The 26,475-nt window shown below is 70.8% G+C and carries 22 protein-coding genes; 5 read left to right on the forward strand and 17 right to left on the reverse strand.

Features of this window, described 5'->3' with window-relative positions; translation table 11 throughout:
* Positions 1-69: 69 nt before the first annotated feature.
* Entirely contained in the window at positions 70-1,041 is a 972-nt protein-coding gene (locus tag GEV26_RS11805) for a hypothetical protein (RefSeq protein WP_153653267.1), read from the forward strand.
* On the opposite strand, the gene ffh is transcribed toward GEV26_RS11805, so the two are convergent.
* The 9 genes from ffh to GEV26_RS11850 all read right to left on the reverse strand — a co-directional run bounded on the left by ffh (position 1,025) and on the right by GEV26_RS11850 (position 13,589).
* Positions 1,025-2,557 (reverse strand): signal recognition particle protein, encoded by a 1,533-nt coding sequence (gene ffh / locus GEV26_RS11810; RefSeq protein ID WP_153653268.1) that lies wholly within the window; start codon positions 2,555-2,557, stop codon positions 1,025-1,027. The two genes, GEV26_RS11805 and ffh, sit on opposite strands and share 17 nt — an antisense overlap.
* A gap of 57 nt (positions 2,558-2,614) precedes the next feature.
* A complete protein-coding gene (locus GEV26_RS11815; protein WP_153653270.1) occupies positions 2,615-4,882 on the reverse strand; it encodes a [protein-PII] uridylyltransferase in 2,268 nt (755 codons plus the stop codon).
* A gap of 105 nt (positions 4,883-4,987) precedes the next feature.
* Positions 4,988-5,326, reverse strand: coding sequence for a P-II family nitrogen regulator (locus tag GEV26_RS11820; protein ID WP_153653272.1), 339 nt, complete (start codon positions 5,324-5,326; stop codon positions 4,988-4,990).
* 2 nt (positions 5,327-5,328) lie between these two features.
* Positions 5,329-6,594 (reverse strand): ammonium transporter, encoded by a 1,266-nt coding sequence (locus tag GEV26_RS11825; RefSeq protein ID WP_153653274.1) that lies wholly within the window; start codon positions 6,592-6,594, stop codon positions 5,329-5,331.
* A 227-nt stretch (positions 6,595-6,821) separates the two neighbouring features.
* Positions 6,822-7,964 carry a signal recognition particle-docking protein FtsY gene (gene ftsY, locus GEV26_RS11830; RefSeq protein WP_153653276.1) on the reverse strand — a complete coding sequence of 381 codons (1,143 nt, stop codon included), beginning with the start codon at positions 7,962-7,964 and terminating at the stop codon, positions 6,822-6,824.
* Positions 7,961-9,556: a thiol reductant ABC exporter subunit CydC gene (gene cydC / locus GEV26_RS11835; protein ID WP_153653278.1), complete on the reverse strand. Its 1,596-nt coding sequence runs from the start codon at positions 9,554-9,556 to the stop codon at positions 7,961-7,963. The genes ftsY and cydC overlap by 4 nt, the downstream gene beginning before the upstream one ends.
* A complete protein-coding gene (gene cydD, locus GEV26_RS11840; RefSeq protein WP_153653280.1) occupies positions 9,553-11,169 on the reverse strand; it encodes a thiol reductant ABC exporter subunit CydD in 1,617 nt (538 codons plus the stop codon). Before cydD ends, cydC begins: the two co-directional genes overlap by 4 nt.
* A gap of 5 nt (positions 11,170-11,174) precedes the next feature.
* Positions 11,175-12,170, reverse strand: coding sequence for a cytochrome d ubiquinol oxidase subunit II (gene cydB, locus GEV26_RS11845; protein ID WP_153653281.1), 996 nt, complete (start codon positions 12,168-12,170; stop codon positions 11,175-11,177).
* A 12-nt stretch (positions 12,171-12,182) separates the two neighbouring features.
* Positions 12,183-13,589, reverse strand: a complete 1,407-nt coding sequence (locus GEV26_RS11850; protein WP_153653283.1) for a cytochrome ubiquinol oxidase subunit I — start codon at positions 13,587-13,589, stop codon at positions 12,183-12,185.
* Positions 13,590-13,700: 111 nt separating this feature from the next.
* Between GEV26_RS11850 and GEV26_RS11855 the strand changes: the two genes are divergently transcribed.
* Positions 13,701-14,069 (forward strand): BlaI/MecI/CopY family transcriptional regulator, encoded by a 369-nt coding sequence (locus GEV26_RS11855; protein WP_153653284.1) that lies wholly within the window; start codon positions 13,701-13,703, stop codon positions 14,067-14,069.
* Entirely contained in the window at positions 14,066-14,953 is an 888-nt protein-coding gene (locus GEV26_RS11860; RefSeq protein WP_153653286.1) for a M56 family metallopeptidase, read from the forward strand. Before GEV26_RS11855 ends, GEV26_RS11860 begins: the two co-directional genes overlap by 4 nt.
* Before the next feature lie 7 nt (positions 14,954-14,960).
* Here the strand turns inward: GEV26_RS11860 and GEV26_RS11865 are convergent, their stop codons facing one another.
* From GEV26_RS11865 to GEV26_RS11880, 4 genes are read right to left on the reverse strand one after another with little or no spacing between them, the layout of a single operon-like run.
* Complete coding sequence (locus tag GEV26_RS11865) at positions 14,961-15,518, reverse strand: NYN domain-containing protein (protein WP_153653288.1); 558 nt, start codon at positions 15,516-15,518, stop codon at positions 14,961-14,963.
* 47 nt (positions 15,519-15,565) lie between these two features.
* Complete coding sequence (locus tag GEV26_RS11870; RefSeq protein ID WP_153653290.1) at positions 15,566-15,994, reverse strand: acyl-CoA thioesterase; 429 nt, start codon at positions 15,992-15,994, stop codon at positions 15,566-15,568.
* Entirely contained in the window at positions 15,991-19,542 is a 3,552-nt protein-coding gene (gene smc, locus GEV26_RS11875; protein WP_153653292.1) for a chromosome segregation protein SMC, read from the reverse strand. The genes GEV26_RS11870 and smc overlap by 4 nt, the downstream gene beginning before the upstream one ends.
* 49 nt (positions 19,543-19,591) lie before the next feature.
* Positions 19,592-19,792: a hypothetical protein gene (locus GEV26_RS11880; protein ID WP_153653294.1), complete on the reverse strand. Its 201-nt coding sequence runs from the start codon at positions 19,790-19,792 to the stop codon at positions 19,592-19,594.
* A 119-nt stretch (positions 19,793-19,911) separates the two neighbouring features.
* Between GEV26_RS11880 and GEV26_RS11885 the strand changes: the two genes are divergently transcribed.
* Together GEV26_RS11885 and GEV26_RS11890 are read left to right on the forward strand one after the other, a co-directional pair.
* Positions 19,912-20,409 (forward strand): PH domain-containing protein, encoded by a 498-nt coding sequence (locus GEV26_RS11885; RefSeq protein ID WP_153653296.1) that lies wholly within the window; start codon positions 19,912-19,914, stop codon positions 20,407-20,409.
* Positions 20,393-21,706, forward strand: a complete 1,314-nt coding sequence (locus GEV26_RS11890; protein ID WP_194839838.1) for a PH domain-containing protein — start codon at positions 20,393-20,395, stop codon at positions 21,704-21,706. The genes GEV26_RS11885 and GEV26_RS11890 overlap by 17 nt, the downstream gene beginning before the upstream one ends.
* 154 nt (positions 21,707-21,860) lie before the next feature.
* Here GEV26_RS11890 and GEV26_RS11895 read toward each other — a convergent pair whose 3' ends face one another.
* The 4 genes from GEV26_RS11895 to GEV26_RS11910 are packed head-to-tail and all read right to left on the reverse strand — an operon-like array spanning position 21,861 to position 26,369.
* Positions 21,861-23,120, reverse strand: a complete 1,260-nt coding sequence (locus GEV26_RS11895) for a uracil-xanthine permease family protein (protein WP_153653300.1) — start codon at positions 23,118-23,120, stop codon at positions 21,861-21,863.
* 53 nt (positions 23,121-23,173) lie between these two features.
* A complete protein-coding gene (gene dusB, locus GEV26_RS11900; protein ID WP_153653302.1) occupies positions 23,174-24,316 on the reverse strand; it encodes a tRNA dihydrouridine synthase DusB in 1,143 nt (380 codons plus the stop codon).
* A 54-nt stretch (positions 24,317-24,370) separates the two neighbouring features.
* Entirely contained in the window at positions 24,371-24,958 is a 588-nt protein-coding gene (locus GEV26_RS11905; RefSeq protein ID WP_153653304.1) for a hypothetical protein, read from the reverse strand.
* Positions 24,959-24,983: 25 nt separating this feature from the next.
* The gene (locus GEV26_RS11910; RefSeq protein ID WP_153653306.1) at positions 24,984-26,369 is read right to left on the reverse strand and encodes a glycine--tRNA ligase; all 1,386 of its coding nucleotides are present in this window, start codon (positions 26,367-26,369) and stop codon (positions 24,984-24,986) included.
* Between the last annotated feature and the right edge of the window lie 106 nt (positions 26,370-26,475).

The following is a 26,475-nucleotide window of genomic DNA, read 5'->3' on the forward strand; positions in this document are numbered from 1 at the left end:
ATACCTTCGGCTCGCGTCCTCGACCGACGGCCGATGCGACGCCGGCAGGACCCGACCTACGCTCGCGGCATGTCGACCACTGGGACGCGCTGGGGATCGGTCGCCACCGTCATGGTGGCGGCGCCGTGGCTGGCCGAGATGTCCTGGGGCGGCATCCCCTTCGCCGAGGTCCTGCTGGTGATCGCCTTCCTCGGCCCGATGTACGGCGGGGCGGCGCTGCTCATCCGCGAGGTGGCTCGCCGGACCGGACGGGGCTGGCCCACCGTCCTGCTGCTCGCGGTGGCGTTCGGAGTGTTCCAGGCCGGTGTCGTGGACCAGTCGCTGTTCAACCCCGCGTACGGCCGATACGACTTCCAGCACCCGCTGCACGTCGAGATCATCGACATCAGCCTGTACTACCTGCTCGCCTTCGTGGCCGGACACGTCGTCATGAGCATCACGATGCCGATCGTGCTGGCCGAGGCCTGGTCACGACATCCCACGGCCCCGTGGCTGACCCGCCGGGGTCTGGTCGTCGTCGCAGTGCTCTACGTCCTCGCGACGGCGGTCAACCACGTCGGCGTCAAGGACGAGGACGGCGGGGGCTTCCAGGCGTCCCCGCTGCAAGCCGGGACGGCGCTGCTCACGGTCGGGCTGCTCGTCGTCGCGGCATGCGCGTGGCCCCGCCGCACGACCACGGCGACCCGCGTCCCACCACGGCCGGTCCTCGCAGCGCTCGGATTCCTCGCCTATCTGTTCTACCTGCCCGGCGAGAGCGCGGCGGCGTTCGCCAGTGGGATCGTGGTGGTCACCGGTACGTGCCTCGCGGTGGGCCGTTGGTCGCGGGCGGCCGGCTGGACCGACGACCACGTGTTCTGGCTCGCGCTCGGTGCCCTGCTGACCGGCGCGGTCCTCCCCTACTGGGCGGAGCCGTACGACGTCGGGGTCAGCGGCGCCCGCGAAGCCCTCGATGACACGGTTGCCGCGCTGGTGTGCGTGACGGGTGCCGGACTGACGCTGTGGCGACGCCACTCCGGTGAGCAGCTCAGAGCAGGTCCTTGAGCTCCTTGGGCAGCTCGAAGTCCTGACCGCCCTGGGTGGGGAAGCCGAAGGCGTTGGCGCCCTCGTTCTTGGGCGCGGCCGTCTCCTGGGCGGCACGCTTGGCCGGGTTGCCCGACACGCGCTTGCCCTTCTTCTTCTGCTGGGGCTTCTGCTTGGCACCCGCGCGCTTGCCGGCGCCCGGCATGCCGGGGATGCCGGGCATGCCCGGGATCCCGCCGCCCTTGGCCATCTGCTGCATCATCTTCTGCATCCCGAAGAACTGCTCGACGAGGCTGTTGACGTCCTTGACCTCGGTGCCCGAGCCCTTGGAGATCCTGAGCCGACGCGAGCCGTCGATGATCTTGGGGTTGTCGCGCTCCGCGGGGGTCATCGACTTGATGATCGCCTTGATCTTGTCGAACTGGCGCTCGTCGAAGTTGTTGATCTGCTCCTTGTACTGCCCCATGCCGGGGATCATGCCCATGACCTTGGACATCGAGCCGAGCTTGGCGATGCCCTCGAGCTGCTTGAGCAGGTCCTCCATCGTGAACGAGCCGCCCATGAGCCGCTCGGCGTCCTTGGCGGCCTGATCGGCGTCGAACGCCTTCTCGGCCTGCTCGATCAGGGTGAGCATGTCGCCCATGTCGAGGATGCGCCCCGCCATGCGATCGGGGTGGAACGTCTCGAAGTCGGTGAGCTTCTCGCCCGTCGAGGCGAACATGATCGGGCGACCGGTGATCGACCGGACCGAGAGCGCCGCACCGCCGCGGGCGTCGCCGTCGAGCTTGGTCAGCACCACACCGGTGAAGTCGACGCCCTCGAGGAAGGCCTGGGCGGTCACGACCGCGTCCTGGCCGATCATCGCGTCGATGACGAACAGCACCTCGTCGGGGTCGACGGCCGCGCGGATGTCGGCCGCCTGCTGCATCAGCTCGGCGTCGATGCCGAGGCGTCCGGCGGTGTCGACGATGACGACGTCGTGGAGCGTGCGGCGAGCCTCGGCCAGACCCGCGGTCGCGACCTGGACGGGATCGCCGACGCCGTTGCCGGGCTCGGGCGCGAAGACCGTGACCCCGGCCTGCTCGCCCACGACCTGCAGCTGAGTGACGGCGTTGGGACGCTGGAGGTCACAGGCCACCAGCATCGGCGACTTGCCCTGCTCCTTGAGCCAGAGCGAGAGCTTGCCCGCGAGCGTCGTCTTGCCGGCGCCCTGCAGGCCCGCGAGCATGATGACCGTCGGCGGGTTCTTCGCGTAGCGGATGCGGCGCGTCTCGCCGCCGAGGATCGTGACGAGCTCGTCGTTGACGATCTTGATGACCTGCTGGGCGGGGTTCAGCGCCTGGCTGACCTCCGCGCCGGAGGCCCGCTCCTTGACGTTGGCGATGAACTCGCGCACGACCGGGACGGCGACGTCGGCGTCGAGCAGGGCGACGCGGATCTCACGGGCGACCGCGTCGATGTCGGCCTCGGAGAGTCGACCCTTGCCGCGCAGGTTCTTGAACGCTGACTGCAGGCGATCTTGCAGGGTGTCGAACATGGGGTTGTCGTCGTCCTCAAAAAGATGGTGGGGGTCTGATCAACTCTAACCGAGGCCTCAGGCGAGAGCCGAGGCGATGGCGTCGCGGAGCCTGAGTGCCATGTCCTCGTCGAGCCGGTTCCCGTCGGCGTCGACGACGTAGAAGACGTCGCGGACCTCCTCGCCGTACGTCGACATGTGCGCCGAACGGATCGACAGCCCAAGATCTGCGATCCGGTGGCACACGGTCCACACGAGCCCCCGGCGGTCGTGTGCGCGGACCTCGACGACCGTCGCGGTCTCCGACACGTGGGTCAGCAGACGCACCCGCGCGTCCTCGGCATCGGGGATCGACGCCAGACGGCCGGGCAGGTCGAGATCGCCCGCCATCGCGGGGCGCAGCCGCTCGGTCAGGCGTGCGGGGTCGACGTCCTGGCGAGACACCTCCCACAGCGACACCGCGACGTCGCCGAGAGTGACGGTGCGCGCCGAACGGATCGCGAGCCCGGCCAGCGCGAGGCCGCCCGCGAGATCGGCCATGACGCCGCGCCGGTTGGCCGTGACGACCGTGAGCAGCGATCCGCCTTGGTGCGGCTCGACCGTGAGGGTGAAGTCCGCGGGCCCGGTGGTCCCCCAGCCGGGTATCGGGACGTGGACGGGCCACCCCTCGTACGCGTCGGCGTCGGGCGTCGTCACCGAGTCGTCCAGCACCCCACGCACCTTGGCGACCAGACCCTCGATGAGGCCGCGACGCCACGTGGACCACGCGCTCGCGCCGGTCGCCTGGGCGTCCGAGGCGGTGAGCGCCGCGAGCAGGTCCAGGAAGTCCTCGGTGCCCACGATCTCCGCGACGTTCGTCGCGGTGGACGGGTCCTCGATGTCGCGGCGCGTCGCGATGGTCGGCAGGAGCAGGTGCCAGCGCACGAGGCGCCCCACCACCTCGGCGTCGGCCGCGTCGAACCCCCACCGTCGCGCGATGCGCTCGGCCATCGGTGCGCCCACCTCGGAGTGGTCGCCCGGGACGCCCTTGCCGATGTCGTGCAGCAGCGCCGCCACGGCCAGCAGGTCGGGACGCGCGACGTCCCGCTTGACCGCGGCGGCGTGCACGCAAGCCTCGAGGCTGTGGCGGTCCACCGTGAACCGGTGCACCGGCGACGAGGAGCCGCGCAGACGGATGGGCGCCCACTCGGGCAGCAGCCGGTCGACGACGCCGGCGAAGTCGAGCTCGTCCCACACGCGGACGAGCCCCGGGCCCGCGGTGAGCAGGTCGACCAGGTGGCGGCGGGCCGTCGGCGGCCATGGGTCCGGCAGCTCGCCCATGGTCCTGGCCAGCCGCACGGCGGACCCGGGCCCGAGTGGCAACCCCTCCCGGGCCGCCGCGGCGGCCGCCCGCAGCGCGAGCTCGGGATCGGTCGCGGGATCCGCGTCCTTGGTCACGATCACCTCGCCGGCCAGGACGCCCACCCCCTCGCTGATCACCGACACCTTGGGGCCGGTCGAGGTGATCGTGCCCTTGCGGGGCGGGGCCAGGGCGTCGTCGACCTTGCGCCACGCGAGCGAGGCGAGGTGGGCGATGCGGCGACCGATCTGCCGCGTGTGGAGGTCGAGCTCCTCGGCGCCCATCCCGAGCGCCGCCGCGACGTCGGGGATCGCCTCGGGATCGAGGCGCTCGACCCGGCGGCCCACGGTCTGGTGCAGCGCGTCGCGGACGTCCAGCAGCGAGGTGCGCAGCCACTCGGACTCCCCGTGCGGGACGTCGATCAGCCACGTCGCCACGAGCGCCCGCAGGGTCACGCTGTCGCGCAGTCCCCCGCCGGACTCCTTGAGGTCGGGCACCGCGGCGTGCGCGAGCCAGCCCGCTCGCTCGATCCGGGCCTCCCGGGCCCGGCGCACCTCCTCGACACGCGTACGGGCGTCGCGCCGCCAGTCGGCCAGCACCTCCGAGCGCAGGCCCAGGACGAGGCCCGAGTCGCCGGCGACCGGGCGGGCGTCGAGCATCCCCATCGCGGCCCGGTGGTCGTCGGCCGCCGCGGCACGCATCTGGCGGGTGTCGCGCACCGAGTGGTCGAGGGCCACCCCGTCGTCCCAGAGCGGATACCAGATCGCCTCGGCGACCTCACGGACCACGGACTCCTCGATCGACGGATCGTGCAGGAGCACGACGTCGAGATCGCTGAACGGCGACAGCTCGGAGCGGCCGTAGCCGCCCACCGCCACGAGCGCGAGCCCTCCGCCCTCGCGCGGATCGCCGTCGTGCGCGGGCGCCGCCGCGGAGAACAGCTGGCGGAGGCGGCGGTCGGCCTCGAGGGCTCGTTCGGCCCGGCGGCGGGCGAGGTCGTCTGTCACGCGTACAGGCTAGAGGTCCCCCACACGACGCTGGGCCCGACGTTTCGACGAACACGCCGACGGCGTGTCTGCCAGTACGTCAGGCCCAGCGGGGAGCAGGGGTGGTTACAGGGCGGCTTCGTCGGTCTCGCCCGTCCGGACCCGGACGACGGAGTCGACCGGGACGACCCAGACCTTGCCGTCACCGATCTTGCCGGTCTGCGCCGAGGCCGTGATCGTCGAGACGACGCTCTCGACGTCCGCGTCGTCGACGACGACCTCGAGCCGGATCTTCGGCACGAGCGACACGTCGTACTCCGCGCCGCGGTAGACCTCGGTGTGTCCCTTCTGCTGCCCGTAGCCACTGGCCTCGGTCACCGTCATGCCTGCGACGCCTGCTGCTGCCAGGGCCTCGCGGACCTCTTCCCACTTGTGCGGCTTGATCACCGCGGTCACCAGCTTCATGCTCAGAGCTCCTTCAGAAGGTTGGATCCGCCTGCGCTGCTGCCGGCGTAGTCGTAGGCGGTCTCGAGGTGCTCGACCTGGTCGATGCCGGTCACCTCGTCCTCCTCGCTCACCCGGAAGCCGATCGTCATGTCAATCAACTTACCGATGGCGTACGTGAGCACGAACGAGTAGGCCAGCACGGCGACCGCCGCGACGATCTGCTTGCCCAGCTGGGTGACGTCGCCGCCGTAGAACAGGCTGCCGATGCCACCGGTGTTGCCCTTGGTCGCCAGGACGCCGATCAGGACCGTGCCGACGAGACCGCCCACGAGGTGGACGCCCACGACGTCGAGCGAGTCGTCGTAGCCGAGCTTGTACTTCAGCCCCACGGCGAGTGCGCACAGCGCACCGGCGATGATGCCGAGGACGATCGAGCCGACCGGCGAGACCGCTCCTGCGGCGGGCGTGATCGCGACGAGGCCGGCAACGGCACCCGAGGCGGCACCGAGGCTCGTGCCCTTGCCCTCACGGACGTACTCCACCGCGATCCAGCCGATGATCGCAGCGCCCGTGGCGACTGCGGTGTTGACGAATGCGAGACCGGCCAGGCCGTTGGCGCCCACCGCGGAGCCCGCGTTGAAGCCGAACCAGCCGAACCACAGCAGGCCCGCGCCGAGCAGGACGAACGGCAGGTTGTGCGGACGCATCGGGTCACGTCGCCAGCCGACCCGCTTGCCCAGCACCAGGGCCAGGGCAAGACCGGCGGCGCCGGCGTTGATGTGGACGGCCGTGCCGCCCGCGAAGTCGATCGCCTCGAGCTTGGTCGCGATCCAGCCGCCGTTGTCACCGAAGTCGAAGACCCAGTGCGCGACCGGGAAGTACACGACCGTGACCCACACGACGACGAAGACCAGCCAGGCGCTGAACTTGGCCCGGTCGGCGATCGCGCCGCTGATCAGCGCCACGGTGATGATCGCGAACATCAGCTGGAAGCCGACGAAGACGTACTCGGGGATCGTGCCGGAGAGGCTGCCCTGGCCGACGCCGTCGAGGCCGGCCTTGCCGAAGCCACCGAGCAGGCTGCTGCCGTCCGGGCCGAAGGCCATCGTGTAGCCGTACAGGACCCACAGGACCGGGATGATCGCGAGCGCCGAGAAGCTCATCATCATCATGTTGAGCACGGTCTTGGAGCGGACCATTCCGCCGTAGAAGAACGCCAGTCCTGGCGTCATGAGCAGGACCAAGGCCGAGCTGGCCAGGATCCACGCGGTATCGCCGGTATCCATGAAACCTCCGAAGTAGTGATCGCGGGCGAGGTGCCACCCGCTGCGTCACAGCCTGATTGCGGAGAGTTTCGTGATGAGCCCCTGGGTGTTGCGCCCAGGTCACGGAAATCGAATCTGTGTAAACACCGTGTTACGCGCCCCACCCCCGCCCAGATTTGCGGAGCCCTGCACGCAATGTCGGCAGGAAAACGTGCAGGAGTCCGCAAATCTGGGCTGGGGGGCTGGGGTCAGGCCAGGAGTGCGTCGACGAACTCCTCGGCGTCGAACGGCGCCAGGTCGTCCTCGCCCTCGCCGAGGCCGACGAACTTGACCGGGACGCCGAGCTCACGCTGCACCGCGATGACGATGCCGCCCTTGGCGGTGCCGTCGAGCTTGGTCAGGACGATGCCGCTGACGTCCACGACCTCGCCGAAGACGCGCGCCTGGGTCAGGCCGTTCTGCCCCGTCGTGGCGTCGATGACCAGGAGGACCTCGGTCACGGGGGCCTGCTTCTCGATCACGCGCTTGACCTTGCCGAGCTCGTCCATGAGCCCGGACTTGGTGTGCAGGCGCCCCGCGGTGTCGACCAGGACGACATCGGTCTCGTCCGCGATGCCGCGCTGGACGGCCTCGAAGCCCACGCTCGCGGGGTCGCCGCCCTCGGGACCACGGACGGTCGGTACGCCGACCCGCTCGCCCCAGGTCTGCAGCTGGTCGGCGGCTGCGGCGCGGAACGTGTCTGCCGCACCCAGGACGACGGTCTGCTCCTCGGCCACCAGGACGCGGGCGAGGCGGCCGACGGTCGTGGTCTTGCCGGTGCCGTTGACGCCGACGACGAGCACGACGCCGGGCTTGCCGTCGGTGCCGGTCGAGCGCAGCGTCCGGTCCAGGGTCGGGTCGACGAGACGCACGAGCTCCTCGCGGAGCGCGGCCTTGGCGAGCTCGGGATCGGTGATGCCCTCGACGCGCAGCTTCGTGCGCAGGTTCTGCACCAGCTCGTCCGTCGCCGTGACGCCGACGTCGGCGGCGAGCAGGGTGTCCTCGATCTCCTCCCAGGCAGCGTCGTCGAGGCGAGCGCGGCCCAGGACGGACAGCAGTCCCCGGCCGAGCGAGCCCTGCGACTTCGCGAGCCGGGCCCGCAGGCGGACGAGCCGGCCCTGCGGGGTCTCGGGACGCTCCAGCGTGTCGACCGCGGTGGACGGCGGCGGGAGATCCTCGTCCTCCAGGTGGGGCTCAGGACGCTCAGGGTGGTGGATGACCTCGTCGGTGATCTCCTGGAGATCCGCCGGCGGGGGCAGCTCGGCCCTCCCACGGGACATGACGAGGCCGATGCCGGCGCCCACGATGATGACGGCGGCAGCGATGACGATGAGGAGAACGGTCGTGGTCACACCGCGATCCTATGCGGGACGTGCTGGGCGTCGCCCACGGCCACGACCCGGCCGACGCGCTCGAGCACCGCGGCCGAGTGGCTGATGACGACCAGGCTCCGGTCGGGAGCCAGCGCCAGCAGGTCGTCCATCAGCGCCTCCCCCGCCGCGGCGTCCAGGTGCTCGGTGGGCTCGTCGACGATCAGGACGCGGTGACCGCCCAGCACCAGCCGTGCGAGGCACAGCCGCTGGCGCTCCCCGCCGGACAGCCGGTTGCCGCGCTCACCGACCGTGGTGCCGAGACCGTCGGGCAGCGAGGCCACGAAGTCGCCGAGACCGGCGGTGTCCAAGGCCTTGAGCATGTCGGCGTCGGTCGCCTTCGGGTCGGCGATGCGCAGGTTCTCGCGGATCGAGGTGTCGAAGACGATCTCGTCCTGCCCGAGGTAGCCGACCACCGAGCGCACGTCGGACGCCGCGAGCTCCCGGACGTCCACCCCACCGAGCAGCACCTGTCCCTCGCTGGGCTCCACGAGCCGGGCGAGGGTGTGGGCCAGTGTGCTCTTGCCACAGCCGCTCGGCCCGGTGACGCCCAGGACGCCGCCCTCGGGCAGCTCCAGGTCGATCCCCTTCGCGACGGTCGAGCTCCAGCCGACCGCGAGGTCCCGGGCGGCCAGGTCGTACGACGTCGGGAGCGGGTGGACGTCCACGGGATCGGTGATCGCCGCCGCAGCCAGTGAGAGCTCGGCCAGACGGGCCTCGGCGCCCTCGATCTCCGGACGCAGCCGCTCGGCCTCGGCCAGTGCCGAGAGCGACTCCACCAGGGCGAGCGGCGCGAGGACCACGATGCCGACGAGCACGGGGTTCAGGTCACCCGAGAGGGCCGCGATCGCGGCGACCGCGACCCCGGTGGCCAGCAGGACGACGGCCTCGCCCAGCCCCGAGACCACCGCGGCGCGCCGCTGGGCCGCCGCCAAGGAGGCGGTCGAGCGGCGGGTCTCGCGGCGCAGGACGTCGGTCGCCCCGTACGCGACGAGGTCGGGCGCGGCCAGGACAGCCTGCGAGACGTCCGCCGCGAGATCGCCGCGCCACCGGGCGGTCAACGCCCCGGCGCGCCGCACGGACCACGGGACGACCACGCGGACTGCGCCCATCGCGGTGAGCGTCGTGGCGGCGAGGACGGCTCCTGCCCGCGGCTCGATCACGGTCGCGAGCGCGACGGTCACCGCGGCCGAGACGAGCGCCACGACCCACGGCCCGCGCAGCCGGAGCACGCGGTCCTGGATCGCGTCGACGTCCGACACCACCCGGCTCACCAGGTCTCCCCGCCGGTGGGACGGCATGCCGCCGGGGGCGACCCGGTCGAGGTCCCGGTAGACCGCGATGCGCGCCTCGGTGACCCGCGCGAACGCGGCGTCGTGGGTCAGGAGCCGCTCGACGTAACGGAGGGCCGCCCGCGCGAGGCCGAAGAACCGCACCGACACGATCGCGATCATCAGGTAGAGCACGGGCGGCTGCTCGGCGGCCCGGACGATCAGCCACGCGGACGTCAGCAGCAGGCCGATGCCGGCGAGCTCCGACATGACGCCGAAGAGCCGGCCCCAGATCATCTTCATGCGAGCACCATCCTCGAGGTGAGCTGCAGCTCGCGGTCCGCGGCCGCGATGGTCTCGGGGCGGTGGGCGACCACCACGACGGTCACGCCGAGCGACCGCACCGTGCGGAGGACGGCAGCCTCGCGCTCGGGGTCCAGCCCCGCGGTCGGCTCGTCGAGGAGCACGAGGTGCGCACTCCCCCGGCGTACGCGCAGCACGGCCCGCGCCACCGCGATCCGGCGGCGCTCGCCCGCCGACACGTCCTCGCCCGACTCGTCGACGACGCGGTCCAGCGGAAGATCGGCCGCGCCTGCGTCGCGCAGCGCCGCCATCACGTCGTCGCGGCTCGACTCCCCGTCTCCGAGACGTACGTTGTCCTCGATCGTGCCGGGCACGAGGCCGGGCACCTGCGGCACCCAGGCAATCTGTGCGCGCCAGGCGACGGGGTCGATCGTCGAGAGGTCCACGTCGTCGACCAGGACGTAGCCGGTCGTCGGACGCTCGAAGGCCATGAGCAGCGACAGCAGGGTGGACTTGCCGACGCCGGACGGTCCCGTGACGGCGATGAGCTCGCCCGGGCGGATGCGCGTGTGTGCGAGGTCCAGGCCGGGGACCGCGCGCCCGTCCCGGCGCACGACGACGCCGTCGAGGACGATCTCGGCGGAGCGCAGGTCCGGGGCGGGAGCGGTGCCGGTGTGCCGGTCGTGGTCCAGCAGGCTCAGCAGCTCCGCGGTGGCCTCGGCGCCCTCGGTGCTGTCGTGGAACATCGCGCCGAGGCGCTTGAGCGGGGCGAACGCCTCCGGCGCCAGGAGCAGCACGAACAGGGCCGGGCCCAGCTCGAGGTGGCCCTCGACGACCCGCAGCCCGACGCTGACGGCCACGAGCGCGACGGCGAGCGTCGAGAACAGCTCGAGCACCAGCGAGGACAGGAACGCCAAGCGCAGCGCACGCACCGACTCGCGGCGGTGCCGGTCGCCCACCTCCCGCAGCCCCTGCTCCTGGCGACGGCCGAAGACCTTGAGGACCGTCAGGCCGTCCAGCACGTCGGCGAAGTGGCGGCCGAGTCGCTCGAGCGCCTGCCAGCGGCGGTCGATCCGATCCTTGGTGACCATGCCGACCAGCACCAGGAACACCAGCACGAGCGGCAGGGTCACGGTCAGCACGATCGCCGACAGCAGGTCCGCGGAGGCCACGGCGATGAGCACCAGCGGCGGGACGAGCGCCGAGAGCACCACCTGTGGCAGGAAACGGCCGACGTAGCCGTCGAAGGCGTCGAGGCCCGGACCGAGCAGTGCGACCACGCGGGCGCTGTTGGGACGAGCGCCCAGCCGGCGGGGATCGAGCAGATCGTCCACGACCTCGTCGCGGAGCTCCGCCTTCACGGTCGCGGCCGCGCGCGCCGACACCGCGGTGTGGCACCACGCCACGAGGGCGCGTGCGCCCAGACCCACGGCGATCGCGGTCACGAGGGCGGCGACGGGCTCCCCGTCGAAGCGCCGGGCCACGACCTCCGCCACGACGTACGCGACCGCGATCACCAGCCCCGCGGTGGCGAGGCCCAGCAGCACGCTGGCGGCGAGGAGGCGGCGCACGCCGCTGGAGCGGCGGACGAGACGGGGGTCGAGGGGACGCATCGCGATCAGGCCGGGATGTGGTTCAGGCTGATGCGGCGGCGGAACACCCAGTACGACCAGCTCTGGTAGCCGATGACGATCGGGGTGAAGATCACCGCGACCCACGACATGATCTTCAGCGTGTACGGCGTCGAGGCCGCGTTGGTGGTCGTCAGCGACCAGGCCGCGTCGAGCGAGGACGGCATGACGTCGGGGAACAGGCCCGTGAACAGGGTCGCGACGACCAGGGCGATCGAGAACGCGGTGCCCGTGAACGCCCAGCCGTCCCGGCCGGCGACCGCACTGGCCATGCCGAGCACGAACGCGACGGCTGCCAGGCCACCGAGGATCCAGACCGCGAGGCTGTCCTGCGCCAGCCCGGTCCACACGATGAACGCCACCGCGAGCGCTCCGGCGACGACACCGACCCGGAGGCCGAGCTTGATCGCCCGCTCGCGGATCTCCCCCTCGGTCTTGAGCCCGACGAAGAACGCGCCGTGGACCAGGAAGACCGTGAGCGTCACCAGGCCGCCGAGCAGACCGTAGGGGTTCAGCAGGGTGAAGAAGCCGCCGACGTACTCACCGTCCGCGTCGATCGGCACACCGCGGACGATGTTGGCCAGGGCGACGCCCCACAGCAGGGCCGGGACGACCGAGCCGAAGACGATCGCGATGTCGCAGTTGCGCCGCCACGACGGCTCGTCCCGCTTCGAGCGGAACTCGATACCGATGATGCGCACGATCAGCCCGATCAGGATGAGCAGCAGCGGCAGGTAGAAGCCGCTGAACAGCGTCGCGTACCACTCGGGGAACGCCGCGAACGTGGCTCCGCCGGCGACCAGCAACCACACCTCGTTGCCGTCCCAGACCGGACCGATCGTGCTGATCAGGGCGCGGCGCTCCCGCTCGCCCTTGGCCATGACCGCCATGAGCATGCCGACCCCGAAGTCGAATCCCTCGAGCACGAGGTAGCCGACCCACAGGACCGCGATGATGATGAACCAGAAGGTCGTGAGCTCCATGTCAGTGTCCGATCAGTAGGCGTACGTGAGCGGCGCGTCAGCGTCGTCGAGGTCCGGGTCGCGGGGCGGGTCGAGCTCCGGCAGACCCTTTTGCACATAGCGCAGCAGCAGCCGGACCTCGATCACGGCCAGGACGCCGTACAGGAGGGTGAAGGCGGCGAGCGACGTCGCGACCTCGCCCACGCTCGTGCTGGGCGAGACACCTGCCGAGGTCGGCATGAGACCGAACACGACCCAGGGCTGGCGGCCCATCTCGGTGAAGATCCAGCCGAACGAGTTGGCCACCATCGGCAGCAGCGGCAGGACGATCGCGGTGCGCAGCAGCCACTTCGAGCGTGGGATGCGGTTGCGGCGGGTCGCCCAGAGCATGATCGCGCCGGCCAGCATCGCCAGGCCGCCCGTCGTGATCATGGCGCGGAAGGTCCAGTACGTGACGGGGATGTTGGGCTTGTAGTCGCCCGGGCCGTACTTCTGCTCGTACTCCTCCTGCAGCGAGTCGATGCCGCGGACCTCGCCGTCGAGGGTGCCGGTGCCGAGGAACGAGAGCAGCTTGGGGATCTCGAGCTTGAAGACCTCCTTCGAGCCGTCGAGCGTGCCGACCGTGAGGATCGAGAACGGTGCGGGGCCCGCGTCCTCGTACAGCGCCTCGGCCGCGGCCATCTTCATGGGCTGCACCTCGGTCATGACCTTGCCCTGGAAGTCGCCGGTGATCATGGTGCCGAAGCCCGCGACCAGCAGCACGACGGCGCCCATGCGGAACGCGGGGCGGAACGCGTCGGCGTCCCGGTCGGGGTGGCGCATCATGTTCCACAGCGCGACACCTGCGACGAACGCGCCGGCGACCATGAAGCAGCCGATGATCTGGTGCGGGAAGGTCACGAGCAGGACCTCGTTGGTCAGCACCGCCTTGAAGTCGGTCAGCTCCGCGCGACCCTTCTCGGTGTTCAGCGTGTAGCCGACCGGGTTCTGCATGAACGAGTTGGCGGCGAGGATGAAGTACGCCGAGAAGACGGTGCCGGCCGCGGCGATCCAGATGCACGCGAGGTGGACGCCTGGCTTGAGCCGGTCCCACCCGAAGATCCAGAGACCAAGGAACGTCGACTCCAGGAAGAACGCCAGCAGGCCCTCGATGGCCAGGGGGGCGCCGAAGATGTCACCCACGAACCGTGAGTAGTCGCTCCAGTTCATCCCGAACTGGAACTCCTGGACGATGCCGGTCGCGATGCCCATCGCGAAGTTGATCAAGAACAGCTTGCCGAAGAACTTGGTCAGCCGGAGCCAGCGCTCGTCACCCGAGCGGTGCCACTTGGTCTGCATCACGGCGACGAGGACGGACAGTCCGATCGTGAGCGGCACGAAGAAGAAGTGGTAGACGGTCGTGATGCCGAACTGCCAGCGTGCGAGGTCCAGGACATCCATGGTCGACTCCGTCTCTGGCTACTACGGTGCGTAGTAACTACTACGGAGCGTAGTAACTCGACCGGTCCAGCGGCAAGCCGATTTACTACGTGGCGTAGTAGGTTAGGTCACATGCCTCATCTCGGAGAGCTCGAACGCTCGGTCATGAACATCCTGTGGGACGCCTCGGCGCCTCTCACGGTGCGCGGAGTGATCGACGAGCTCGGCGGGCGCGACCCCGCGTACACGACCGTCATGACCGTTCTCGACCGACTCGGCGCGAAGAAGATGGTGCGCCGCGAGCGCGACGGCCGGGCGTTCCGCTACGCCCCCGCGTTGAGCCGCGACGCCGCGACGTCCGAGCTCCTGCACGCCGCGCTCGACCAGGCCGGCACCGACCGCACCGCCGCGCTCGTCCACTTCGCCCGCACCGTCGACCCCGCCGAGGCCCAGGCGCTGCGTGCCGCCCTCGACGAGATCGAGTCCCGGATCTCGGAGTGACTCCCCTCCTGCTCGGGCTGATCGGGCTCGCGCTCGCGCTGCCCGTGCCCGCACTGCTGGCCCGGACCAGGTGGCCCCTGCTCGTCCCGCGCGCCGGCATCATCTTGTGGCAGTCCTTCGCGCTCGCCGCCGTGCTGGCGATCTCCGGCGCTGCCCTCTCCACCGCGCTGTGGCTCGTCACGGCCGATCACCTCACGTGGTGGCGCATCACCCTCCACCTGGTCATCCTCGGCATCGGCGTGCTGGTGTGGACGCAGTTCTGGTGGGCCGCGTGGACCGTGTGGCAGGAGACCCAGACCCGCCGCCGCCGCCAGCGCCACCTCGTGGACCTGCTGGGAGAGCCCGACGGGATGGCACCCGCGATCCGCATCCTGCAGGAGCAGACGCCCATCGCGTACTGCGTGCCGGGCCGGACCTCCCCCCGCATCGTGGTCTCCCAGGGCACGATCTCGACCCTCTCAGCCGCCGAGTACGCGGCCGTCCTCGAGCACGAGCGAGCCCACGTCCGGCGTCGGCACGACCTGGTCCTCGAGGCCTTCACGGTGCTGCACCGGGCGTTCCCCCGCGTGCTGCGCACCGACGCGCCGCTCGTGCAGAGCCAGATCATGGTCGAGCTGCTGGCCGACGACGCCGCCCGCAAGTCCTGCGGTGAGGCTGCAGTGGCCCGCGCGCTCGTGACGCTGGCCGGGGCGCCCACTCCCGCCGGCGCGCTCGGCATCGGCTCGGCGACCCGTATCCGCATGGACCGGCTCCTGGACCCCGATCCCCGCAACCCCCTGGCCTCAGCTCTCGCGTACGGGATCTCGGCCGTCGTGCTGGTCGTGCCCACCGTGTTCCTGGCAACACCGTGGATGGTTCACGCGATCCGCACCCTCGCGGCCTGAGCCTGCGTCAGAGGAAGTCGCGCGGATCGAACTCGGCGATCGGGATGACCCGGATGCGCGGCAGGCTCGTGTTGAACGCCTGCACGTCGTACTCGAGGTCGTGGAACTCCAGACCGCGATCGATCAGCGGCACGAAGCCCGCGCTGCGGAACTCGCGGAACGCCAGCAGCGCCGTACGCCGCCCGGGTTCCACCAGGGGGCTGAGCTGCTCGACGAAGTCGCCGTCGTTGCTCGCCAGCATGACGTCCGCCTCGCGGCGCCCGAGCTCCTCGAGGGTGCGCTGGATCGCGATGTCGACGACCTTCTCGTCGGCATTGCCCGACAGCGGGACGGCCCGGAAGCCGATCGCGGTCAGCGCCTGCACGAACGGCATCGGCAGCTCGCCGTTGGCCGCGAGGAAGAACAGGCCGGCGGCCGGCTGGTCCCAGGTGTCCTCGGCGAACTGCAGCAGACGGTCCCACCGCGGGCGCTCGTGGGGCTGAGGACGGCGCCCGAGGATGGACTGACCCAGGGTCGCGTCGATGTTCTCGCCGTCGACCAGGACGTAGGTGGTGCGATCAGTCATGCTCGGACCCTACGCGGTTCGCCGACCGGGACGCCCGGCGAGTCGCCTCACACGACCAGCGGCGCCACGGCGTCGCGGATCACGTCGGGGATCGGCGTGACGGTGCGCGCCTCGGCGTCGACGTAGACGTGCACGAACTGACCGATCGCCGCGGGCTCGTCATCGCCCTGGAACAGCGCGATGCGATACACGATGCTCGAGGTGCCGAGCCTGGTCACCGCGAGGCCGGCCTGCACGTCACCGGGGAAGTTGAGCTCGCGCAGGTACTCGCAGCGGGTCTCCTTGACCAGGCCCACCGCGTCGAGGCGCCGGATGTCGGTGCCCGTCGCCTCGATGAGGAAGCCGTTGACCGCGGTGTCGAAGTAGGAGTAGTAGACGACGTTGTTGACGTGCCCGTAGACGTCCTCGTCCTCCCAGCGCGTCGTGATCGTGCGCAGGACCGTGAAGTCGGCGCGCAGCCGCGGTTCGTCGCTCACGCGGGCTCCTCCTCGCGCAGGCGCTGGCTGATGACCGCCGACACGCCGTCGCCCCGCATCGACACACCGTAGAGCGCGTCGGCGACCTCCATCGTGCGCTTCTGGTGCGTGATCACGATGAGCTGGGAGTTGGCGCGCAGCTCCTCGTAGAGCTCGAGGAGGCGGCCGAGGTTGGCGTCGTCGAGCGCCGCCTCCACCTCGTCGAGGATGTAGAACGGGCTCGGTCGGGCCTTGAACAGCGCGACGAGGAACGCGACCGCGACGAGCGAGCGCTCACCACCGGACAGCAGCGACAGCCGCTTGACCTTCTTGCCGGCCGGACGGGCCTCGACGTCGATGCCGGTGGTCAGCATGTTCTGCGGATCCGTCAGCACCAGGGCGCCCTCGCCGCCGGGGAACAGCCGGCTGAAGACGTGCTGGAATGCGCTCTCCACGTCGTACCAGGCCTCGGTGAAGACCTGCTCGACCTTCGCGTCGACCTCCTCGACGATGTCGAGCAGGTCCTGTCGCGTCTTGCGCAGGTCGTCGAGCTGCTCGGACAGGAACTGGTGCCGTTCCTCCAGCGCGGTGAACTCCTCGAGCGCCAGGGGGTTGACCTTGCCCAACATCGCCATCGACCGCTCGGCGGTGCGCAGCCGCTTGACCTGGGTCTCGCGGTCGTACGGCACGGGCTCGGTGGGCAGCGAGTCGTCCTCGCCCTCGACGGTGATCGGAGGGACCAGCTGGTCGGGCCCGTAGTCGGCGACGAGGGTCTCGACCTCGAGGCCGAGCTCCTCCAGCGCACGCGCCTCCAGGCCCTCCAGGCGCAGCCGCAGCTCGGCGCGGGCCATCTCGTCCTTGTGCACCGAGTCGGTGAGCCCGTCGAGCTGCGTCGACAGGTCACGCAGGCGGGCGCGGACACTGCGCAGCGTCTCTTCACGCCCCGAGCGCGAGGCCTCGATCTCGGTGCGGAGCGCGGACGCCGTCGCGATCGACTGCTCGAGCCTGGCCAGGACCTGGTCGCTCGCCAGGATGACCGCGCGGGCCGTCTCGGCCTCACGCAGCTGCCGCGCGCGACGCTCGGCCGCGCGGCGTCGGGACTGCCGTTCGGCCTCGGCGGCCTCGAACAGAGCCGTCACCTGGCCCTCGAGCGCGCGTGCCCGCTCCTCGTTGGTGCGCAGCGACAGCCGCGCCTCGGTCTCCGCACGGCGGCAGGCGGACGCCTTCTCGGCGAGCTCCTCCAGCAGGGCCGTGTCGGGCTCCTCCTCGGGCGCGGACTCGGCCTGCGCGAGCCGTTCCTCGAGCTCCTGCAGGCCCGAGAGATCGCCGGCCATGGCCTCCTCGGCCTTGGTGATCGCCGCGGAGAGGCGCTCGGCCTCGCCCCGCGCGCCACGCGTCGTGGCGCCCAGGTGGCCGAGCTTCTCGGCGACGGCGGCCATCGTGGCGTCCGACTCGTGGAGCTGGCTCAACGCGGCGTCGACCCGTTCCTGCGCGGCCGCGCGGGCGTTCTCGCCCGTCTCCTGCTCGAACCGCAGGCGCTCCAGCGTGTGGACCGCTGTCGCGAGGTCCTGCTCCGCCTTCGAGATCGCCGCCTGCACCTCGATGAGGCTCTGCTTGGACGTCGAGCCGCCGGCGGCGAAGTGCGCCCCGAGCACATCGCCCTCGCGGGTCACGGCCGTGACGTCGGGGGCCAGCCGGACGACCTCCTGCGACTGCTCGAGCGAGTCGACGACCGCGACCTTGAACAGGAGCCGGCGCAGGGCTCCCTGCAGCGCGTCGGGTCCCTCGACCACGTCGACCGCGTACGTCGCGAAGTCGGGCAGCCCGGGCCAGGTCGAGTCGTCGACCTCGCCGCCGCCCAGCAGCATGCCGGCGCGACCGAGATCCTCGGACTTGAGCTTCTCCATCGCCGACACCGCGGTGTCGAGGTGGTCGACCGCGACCGCGTCGGCGGCCGAGCCGAGTGCGGCCGCGATCGCGGTCTCGAAGCCGCCGCGCACCGTCAGCAGCGCTGCGACCGAGCCGAGGAGGCCACTGATCTCGTCGGTCGCGGCCAGCAGCGCCCCCGCTCCGTCCTTGCGCGCGAGGCCGAGCTCGAGCGCCTCCTTGCGCGCCGTCAGCGCCGCCTGCTGGCGCTCGGCGTCCTGCACCTGCGTGCCGAGGGCCGCGATCACGGCGGTGGCCGCGGAGAGATCGGCCTCGGCCGCCTCGAGCTCCTCGTCGAGCCCGGACTCCCCCGCGTTGAGCCCTGCGATCTCGTTCTCCAGGGCGGTGAACTGCCGTTGTGCCTCGGCCGCACGAGCCTCGGCCTCGTCGCGGGCCGCGGTCAGCCGCCCGATCTCCTCGCCGGCGGCCGTCGCGCGGCTCCTGAGGGCGTTGACCTGTCCGTGGAGGCGGGCGAGACCTTCGCGCTGGTCGGCCGCGGCCCGCAGCAGACCCGCGACCCGTCGTTCCTCGGCGGTGTAGGTCGCCTCGGCCTCGTTGCGCTCGGCGATGACCGCGGCCAGCGCCTCGGTGGCCGCGGCGACGCTCGCGCTCAGCTGCGCGTGCTGCTCCTGGGCGCGGCGCGCCTCGGCCTCCATCTCCTCGGGCTCGCGCCCGACGTGGCGGTCGTCGGACTCCACGGCGGCCAGGCGTACGCGCTCATTGGCCAGGCCCGCCGTGCCACGGATCCGCTCGCGCAGCCCCGAGAGGGTGTACCAGGTCTCCTGCGCCGCGGAGAGCCGCGGCGAGTCCTCACGGAGGCGGTCCTCGAGCTCGGTCTCCTGCTCGCGGGCCGCCGCGATGGCCTGCTCGACCGCCTGCCGCTTCTGCTTCAACGCCGTCTCGTCGGCGAGCTCCTCGGCGATCGTCGTGCGCGCGGTGACGATGTCGTCGGCGAGCAGGCGGGCGCGGGCGTCACGCACGTCGGCCTGGATCACCGCAGCACGCCGGGCGACCTCGGCCTGGCGGCCCAGAGGCTTGAGCTGGCGACGCAGCTCGGTGAGGACGTCGTTGAGGCGGGTCAGGTTGCCCTGCGTGGCGTCCAGCTTGCGGATCGCCTTCTCCTTGCGCTTGCGGTGCTTGAGGACGCCCGCAGCCTCCTCGATGAAACCGCGGCGCTCCTCGGGCGTCGCCCGCAGGACGCTGTCGAGCTGCCCCTGGCCCACGATGACGTGCATCTCGCGGCCGATGCCCGAGTCGCTCAGCAGCTCCTGGACGTCGAGCAGGCGGCAGGTGCTGCCGTTGATCGCGTACTCCGAGCCGCCGTTGCGGAACATCGTGCGCGAGATCGTCACCTCGGTGTACTCGATCGGCAGGGCGCCGTCGGAGTTGTCGATCGTCAGCACGACCTCGGCGCGACCGAGCGGCGGGCGGCCGGACGTGCCCGCGAAGATGACGTCCTCCATCTTGCCGCCGCGCAAGGACTTGGCGCCCTGCTCGCCCATCACCCAGGAGAGGGCGTCGACGACATTGGACTTGCCGGAGCCGTTGGGGCCCACGACACACGTGATGCCGGGCTCGAGCTGGAGGGTCGTCGAGGAGGCGAAGGACTTGAACCCACGCAGTGTGAGGCTCTTGAGGTACAACGCGGCTCCTACGTACGACGGTTGGGAGCCACCCTAGTGTGGCCGAACGTCAGCGGGCGAGAGGCTCGGCGAGGTCGCCGGCAGTCACCAGGTCGACCTGCTCACGCAACGCCGCGAGCAGTCCGTCGTTCTCCACCTTGAGGCGCAGGACCTCGTTCTCGAGGTCCGTGATCCGCCGACGCAGTGCCGCGGTCTCCTGGAGCTGCCCGGGGGTGGGTCCACCGAGATGTCCGAAAAGGGCTTTGGCCATGGTTGTTCTCCGCAAGAAAAGGACTGAGGTGAAGGGCAGAAAACGATGATCTGCGTCTCGCAGTCTCCCACTTTCGACACGTCCAGGTCAACTGAGGTCCTCGTGGCTACGCTGGCGTGATGGACGGACTCTTCGCCCCGGTCGAGGGCACGTGGCAGCCTGTCTCCCCACGGCTCGCCACCGTCCGCCGCATCCTGCTCGTCCCGCTGGTCGCCGCGGTCGCACTGATCGGCGTGATCCTGGTCCTGCTGCCCCTGGACACGTGGGTCACCGTGCTCGGCGGTGCCCTCGCGATCGGCGGCCTCGCAGGGATGGTCTGGACCTGGGTGTGGGCCGGTCGCAACCAGCGCAGCTGGGGCTACGCCGAGAACGTCGACGACCTCCTGGTGACGAGCGGCGTCATGTTCAAGCGGCTCGTCGCGATCCCCTACGGACGGATGCAGTTCGTCGACGTCCAGGCCGGCCCGGTCGCGCGGGCGTTCGGGATCGCGACGGTCACGCTCCACACCGCGAGCCCCGAGACCGCGGCACAGATCCCAGGGCTGCCGGCCGACGAGGCCACCCGGCTGCGCAACCGGCTGACCGATCTCGGCGAGACCCGTGGCGCCGGACTCTGACGTGGCCGCCCCCGAGGCGACGGGGCTGCGCACCCATCCCCTCACCGCCGTCGTGCAGGGCGCCCTCTGGGCCGCCGCCGCGACGGCGGGGCTGATCAGCTCGCTCGTCACGGGCGACGGCTGGGGTGAGCTGAGCCCGCTCGTCAGCCTGCTGGTGGCCCTCGGCGGCGGGCTGGTCCTCGGCCTGCTCCTGGGCTTCGTGACGTGGCGCTTCACCCGCTACGTGATCGACGGCACCGAGCTGCGGATCAACTCCGGTGTCCTCACCAAGTCGTCGCGCCGGATCCCGTACGAGCGGATCCAGTCCGTCGACATCGCGCAGCCGCTCGTGGCGCGCCTGCTCGGTCTCGCGGAGCTGCGGGTCGAGATGGCCGGGGGCAAGGACTCCCGGACCTCGCTGCGGTTCCTGCGGGTGGCGGACGCCCACGAGCTGCGACGCGTCCTGCTGTCGCGTGCGCACGGCGACGGGACGACGACGCCGGACGAGCACAGGGCCGTGTTCACCGTCGTGCCTCCCGAGCGCGTGATCCTCGGGACGATCCTGTCCCTGGACTTCCTCGTCGCCGCGGTCGGCTCGGTCGTCCTCGTCGTGACGATGATCTGGTTCGGCCAGATCGTCGTGCTGCTCGGCGGGGTCCTGCCCCTGGCGTCCTGGCTCGCGCAGATCGTCGCGCGACGCGTGGTCCAGCAGTGGGACTTCACGCTCTCCAGGGGCGAGAGAGGTCTGCGCATCGAGCGCGGCCTGCTCTCGCGGACGTCCCAGACCATCCCGTTCGCCCGCGTGCAGGGCATCGCAGTGAGGGAGCCGTTCGTCTGGCGACGCCTGGGCTGGCAGCGGCTCGAGGTCGACGTGGCCGGCTATGCCGACCGGGAGACCGAGCAGGACGACAGCTCCTCCTCGATCCTGCTGCCGATCGCGGACCGCGTGCTCGCCGCGGCCGTCATCGAGATGCTCATCCCCGGTGTGCGGACCGAGGACCTGGTCCGCACACGGGCGCCCCGGCGGTCGTGGCCGTTCGCACCGGTCGGGTGGCGCAACAGGTGGATCGCGGCGGACCGGACCGCGTTCATCGCCCACGAGGGGTGGATCGAGCGCCGCACGAGCATCGTCCCTCACTCCAAGACCCAGTCGGTCGAGCTGCGGCAGGGTCCGCTCCAGCGCCGGCTGCGCGTCGCAACCGTCGAGGTGCACACGCCGAAGGGTCCGGTCGACGCCGACGGCCGGCACCTCGACGAGCGAGACGCGCGCGCCGCCCTCGTCGCCCAGCTCGAGCGCGCCCGCGCCTCCCGCACCTGACCCCCGAGGCGCGGTGCGTACGCCACCGAAAGCCCGGGGCGCGGTGCATACGCCACCGAAAGCCCGAGGCCCGGTGCGTACGCCACCGTATGAGGCCGGTTAGGCGCTCATACGGTGGAGGATCCACCGCCCGGGGGGCGGGGGCGGGCAGGGGTCAGCGGGACCTGGCCTTCTCGACCGCCGTCATGACGTGGAAGACGACGATCGCGGCGATGGCGCCGAGCGCGATGCCCGTGAACTCCATGTCGCCGACCGTGATCCGCAGGTCGCCGATGCCGATGACCAGGGCGACCGCCGCGGTGAACTGGTTGACCGGCAGCGAGAAGTCGACGTTGTTGTCGAGCCAGATCTTGATGCCGATGATGCCGATGAGTCCGTACAGCGCGACCGTCACGCCGCCCAGCACACCCGGGGGCACGGTGCGGATGACCTCGCCGATCTTGGGCGAGAGCCCGAGCAGGATGGCCAGGATGCCGGCGACCCAGTAGGCGGCGGTGGAGTAGACGCGCGTCGCGGCCATGACACCGATGTTCTCGCCGTACGTCGTGGTGCCCGAGCCGCCAGCGGCGCCGGCGAGGGTCGTGGCCAGGCCGTCGGCGAGCAGCGCCCGTCCTGTCGTGTCGTTGATCGTGTCGTCGTCGGCCAGCTGGGCCACGCTGCGCACGTGCCCCACGTTCTCGGCGATCAGCACCAGGACGACGGGCAGGAACGACGGCAGCACCGACCAGACCACGTCGGGCGACTGGAAGTCGGGCAGACCGATCCACGCGGCCTTCTCGACCTCGGTGAAGTCCAGCGCCCCCGCGAACGCCGCCACGACGTAGCCGGCGAGGACACCGACCACGATCGACAGCCGGGCCACGAGGCCCCGGGCGAACACCGCGACCAGCAGCACCACGGTCAAGGTGATGAGCGCGGTCCACGGAGCCTGCTCGAAGTTGTCCGTCGCGGCCCCTGACAGGTTGAAGCCGATCAGCGCGACGATCGAGCCGGCGACGACCGGCGGCATGAGCGACTGGATCCAGCCGGTCCCCGTCCACATGACGATGACACCGATCAGCGCGAGCATGACGCCGCACGCCAGCACCCCGAACAGCGCGGCGCCGATGTCGTCCCCGCCCCCCTTGGCCGCCGCGATCGGCGCGAGGAAGGCGAAGGACGAGCCGAGATAGCTCGGCAGCCGGTTGCCGGTCAGGATCAGGAAGAGCAGCGTCCCCACGCCGGAGAAGAAGATCGTCGTCGACGGCGGGAAGCCGGTCAGGATCGGCACCAGGAACGTCGCGCCGAACATCGCGACGACGTGCTGGGCGCCGAAGCCGATCGTCCGCGGCCAGCTCAGCCGCTCACCCGGGGCGACGATCTCCCCGTCCGTGATCGTCCGACCGTCACCGTGCAGGGTCCAGGGCAGAGGCATGAGGTGTCCTTCTCATCGTCGCAAGGGCGCTGCGTCGCGTCCGAACGCAAAGATTATCCGCCGGACGTGGCGTCCTCGGCGATCGGGTCGAGCGGGGCGGAGATGGATCTCGAGTCGAGCCAGCCGTCCGGCACCGAGACCTTCTTGGGCGTGCCCTGGCGCCCGCGAGGCGTCCCGAGCTCGCCGACCGGGTAGGGCTCGTCCGGGTCGAGCCGTCCCAGCAGGTCGTCCAGGTCGGCGAACGACGACACCATGCCGAGGCGGCTGCGGACGTCCTTGCCGGCGGAGAATCCCTTGAGGTACCAGGCGATGTGCTTGCGGAACTCGATGCAGCCGCGCTCCTCGCCCATGATGCCCGCGAGCAGCTCGGCGTGGCGACGCATGACCGCCGCCACCTCTCCGAGGCGTGGCAGGCCGACGACGGTCTCGCCCGCGAACGCCGCGGCGAGATCGCGGAACAGCCACGGCCGGCCCAGGCAGCCGCGACCGACGACCACGCCGTCGCAGCCGGTCTCCTCGACCATGCGGATCGCGTCGGCGGCCTCCCAGATGTCGCCGTTGCCGAGCACCGGGATGCCGACGGACGACTTCAGCTCGGCGATCGACTCCCAGTCCGCGCGCCCCGAGTAGTGCTGCACCGCAGTGCGCCCGTGCAACGCGATCGCGGCACAGCCGGTGTCCTCGGCGATGCGACCCGCGTCGAGGTACGTCAGGTGGTCCTCGTCGATGCCCTTGCGGGTCTTCATCGTCACAGGGACGCCGTACGGCGCGGCCGCGGCGACCGCCTTGGTGAGGATCTCGCCGAGCAGCACGTCCTTCCACGGCAGGGCCGCTCCCCCGCCCTTGCGGGTCACCTTGGGGACGGGGCAGCCGAAGTTGAGGTCGACGTGGTCGACGCCGTGGTCGGCGCACAGGATCTGCACCGCACGTCCGATCGTCTCGGGGTCGACGCCGTACAGCTGCACCGAGCGGAAGGTCTCGTTGGGTGCGAACGTGAGCATCGCGAGGCTGGTCTTGTCGCCCTGGACGAGCCCGCGCGACGTGATCATCTCGCAGACGTACAGACCTGCGCCCTGCTCCGCACAGAGCTGGCGGAACGCCGCGTTGGTGACGCCGGCCATCGGGGCGAGCACCACCGGCGTGGCGACCTCGAGGTCACCCAGCCGCAGCGTGCGGGGCATCGTGGCGATCGACATGCCTCCATTGTCGCCCACGAATGAACGCCGCCGGCACCCGTGCTGCCGGGACGCTCAGGGTCGCCAGGTGATGGCGTCCTTGGCCGCACCGGTCTGCAGGTCGACCGAGACCAGCGAGCGCCCCTTCGGGACGAGGTAGACCAGGCACAGCCGCGCCGACGCGGCGGGCAGGAAGCTCTTGGGCAGCGTCGAGCGCGGACACGGCTTGAACGTCCCGACGATGTCGTTGGCCGGGAGCTGGGTGTTGCTGTCGTCGCGGACGAACAGCGGAAGCGCAGCACCGCCGAGACCGGCCGGCCCGTCGTTCCTGACCTTGACCGTGACGTAGTAGGGCGTGGACCGCCGGGTCTCCGCGTCGAGGGAGAAGAACCGGAAGTCCTTGATCGAGCCCTTCTTGACCTTCAGCACCCGGACCGTGACGGCGCTCGCGGCGCGGTCGCCGACCTGGTGCACCACCGTCGCGGCCTTGCCCTCGTCGAGCTTGGTGCCGCCCGACGTCAGCTTGACGCCCGGCGGCACGTCGAACCCCGCCGGGGCGGTGGTCTCCTTCGACGCCTTCGGCTTGTCCTCGGAGCCCGAGGAGCAGCCGCCGAGCACCAGCGCGGCGGCCGCCGCGACGGCTGCGATCCTTCGTGTCCTCACGCGCCGATTGTGCGGCACGAGAGGTTCAGCAGCCCGGCAGGCGCGCCGCGAGCCACGAGGTCACCTGGTCGAGCGCGATGCGCTCCTGCTGCATCGTGTCGCGATCGCGGATCGTCACGGCCTGGTCGTCCAGGGTGTCGAAGTCGACCGTGATGCAGTACGGCGTGCCGATCTCGTCCTGGCGGCGGTAGCGCTTGCCGATCGCCTGGGCGTCGTCGAACTCGACGTTCCAGAAGCCCCGCAGCTCGGCGGCCAGCGCGCGCGCCTTGGGCGACAGCTCCTCGTTGCGCGACAGCGGGAGCACCGCGGCCTTGACGGGGGCGAGGCGCTTGTCGAGCTTCAGCACGGTCCGCTTGTCGGTGCCACCCTTCGCGTTGGGCACCTCCTCGTCGACGTACGCGTCGATGAGGAAGGCCATCATCGAGCGGTTGACGCCCGCCGCCGGCTCGATGACGTACGGCGTCCAGCGCTCGTTGGTCGCCTGGTCGAAGTACTGCAGGTCCTTGCCCGAGTGCTCGGCGTGGGTCTTGAGGTCGAAGTCCGTGCGGTTCGCGATGCCCTCGAGCTCACCCCAGGTGGAGCCGGCGAACTCGAAGCGGTACTCGATGTCGACGGTCCGCTTGGAGTAGTGCGAGAGCTTCTCCGCGGGGTGCTCGAAGAAGCGCAGGTTCTCCGGGTTGATGCCGAGTCCGGTGTACCAGTCCATCCGGATCTTCATCCAGGTCTCCTGCCACTCCTCGTCCGTGCCCGGCTCGACGAAGAACTCCATCTCCATCTGCTCGAACTCGCGGGTGCGGAAGATGAAGTTGCCCGGCGTGATCTCGTTGCGGAAGCTCTTGCCGATCTGGCCGATGCCGAACGGGGGCTTCTTGCGCGCGGTCGTCATGACCTGCAGGAAGTTGATGAAGATGCCCTGGGCGGTCTCGGGGCGCAGGTAGTGCAGGCCCTCCTCGGACTCGACCGGGCCGAGGAACGTCTTGAGCAGGCCGTTGAACATCCGCGGCTCTGTCCACTCGCCGCGGGTGCCGCAGTTCGCGCACACGATGAGGGTCATGTCGACCGAGTCGGGGTCGTCGATGCCCTTCTTCTCGGCGTACGCCTCCTGCAGGTGGTCCTGGCGGTAGCGCTTGTGGCACTTGCGGCACTCGACCAGCGGGTCGACGAACGCCGACAGGTGACCGGACGCCTTCCAGACATCGGTCGGCAGGATGACCGAGGAGTCGAGGCCCACGACGTCGTCGCGGCCCTGCACCATCGAGCGCCACCACTGGCGCTTGATGTTGTCCTTGAGCTCGACGCCGAGCGGTCCGTAGTCCCACGCCGACTTGGTGCCGCCGTAGATCTCGCCGCACTGGTAGACGAATCCCCTGCGCTTGCTGAGGCTGATGACGTTGTCGACTGTGGATGCCATGAGGGGATGTTCCAATCCGGCTGGGTGTCGGCGGGCCTGTGCACGACATCGTGATGACGTACGCCCGAGGGTGGCCTCAAGCCTAGCGGCGGGTGTCCCCCGTCCC

The sequence above is a fragment of the Aeromicrobium yanjiei genome (assembly GCF_009649075.1).
Classification (GTDB): Bacteria; Actinomycetota; Actinomycetes; order Propionibacteriales; family Nocardioidaceae; genus Aeromicrobium; species Aeromicrobium yanjiei.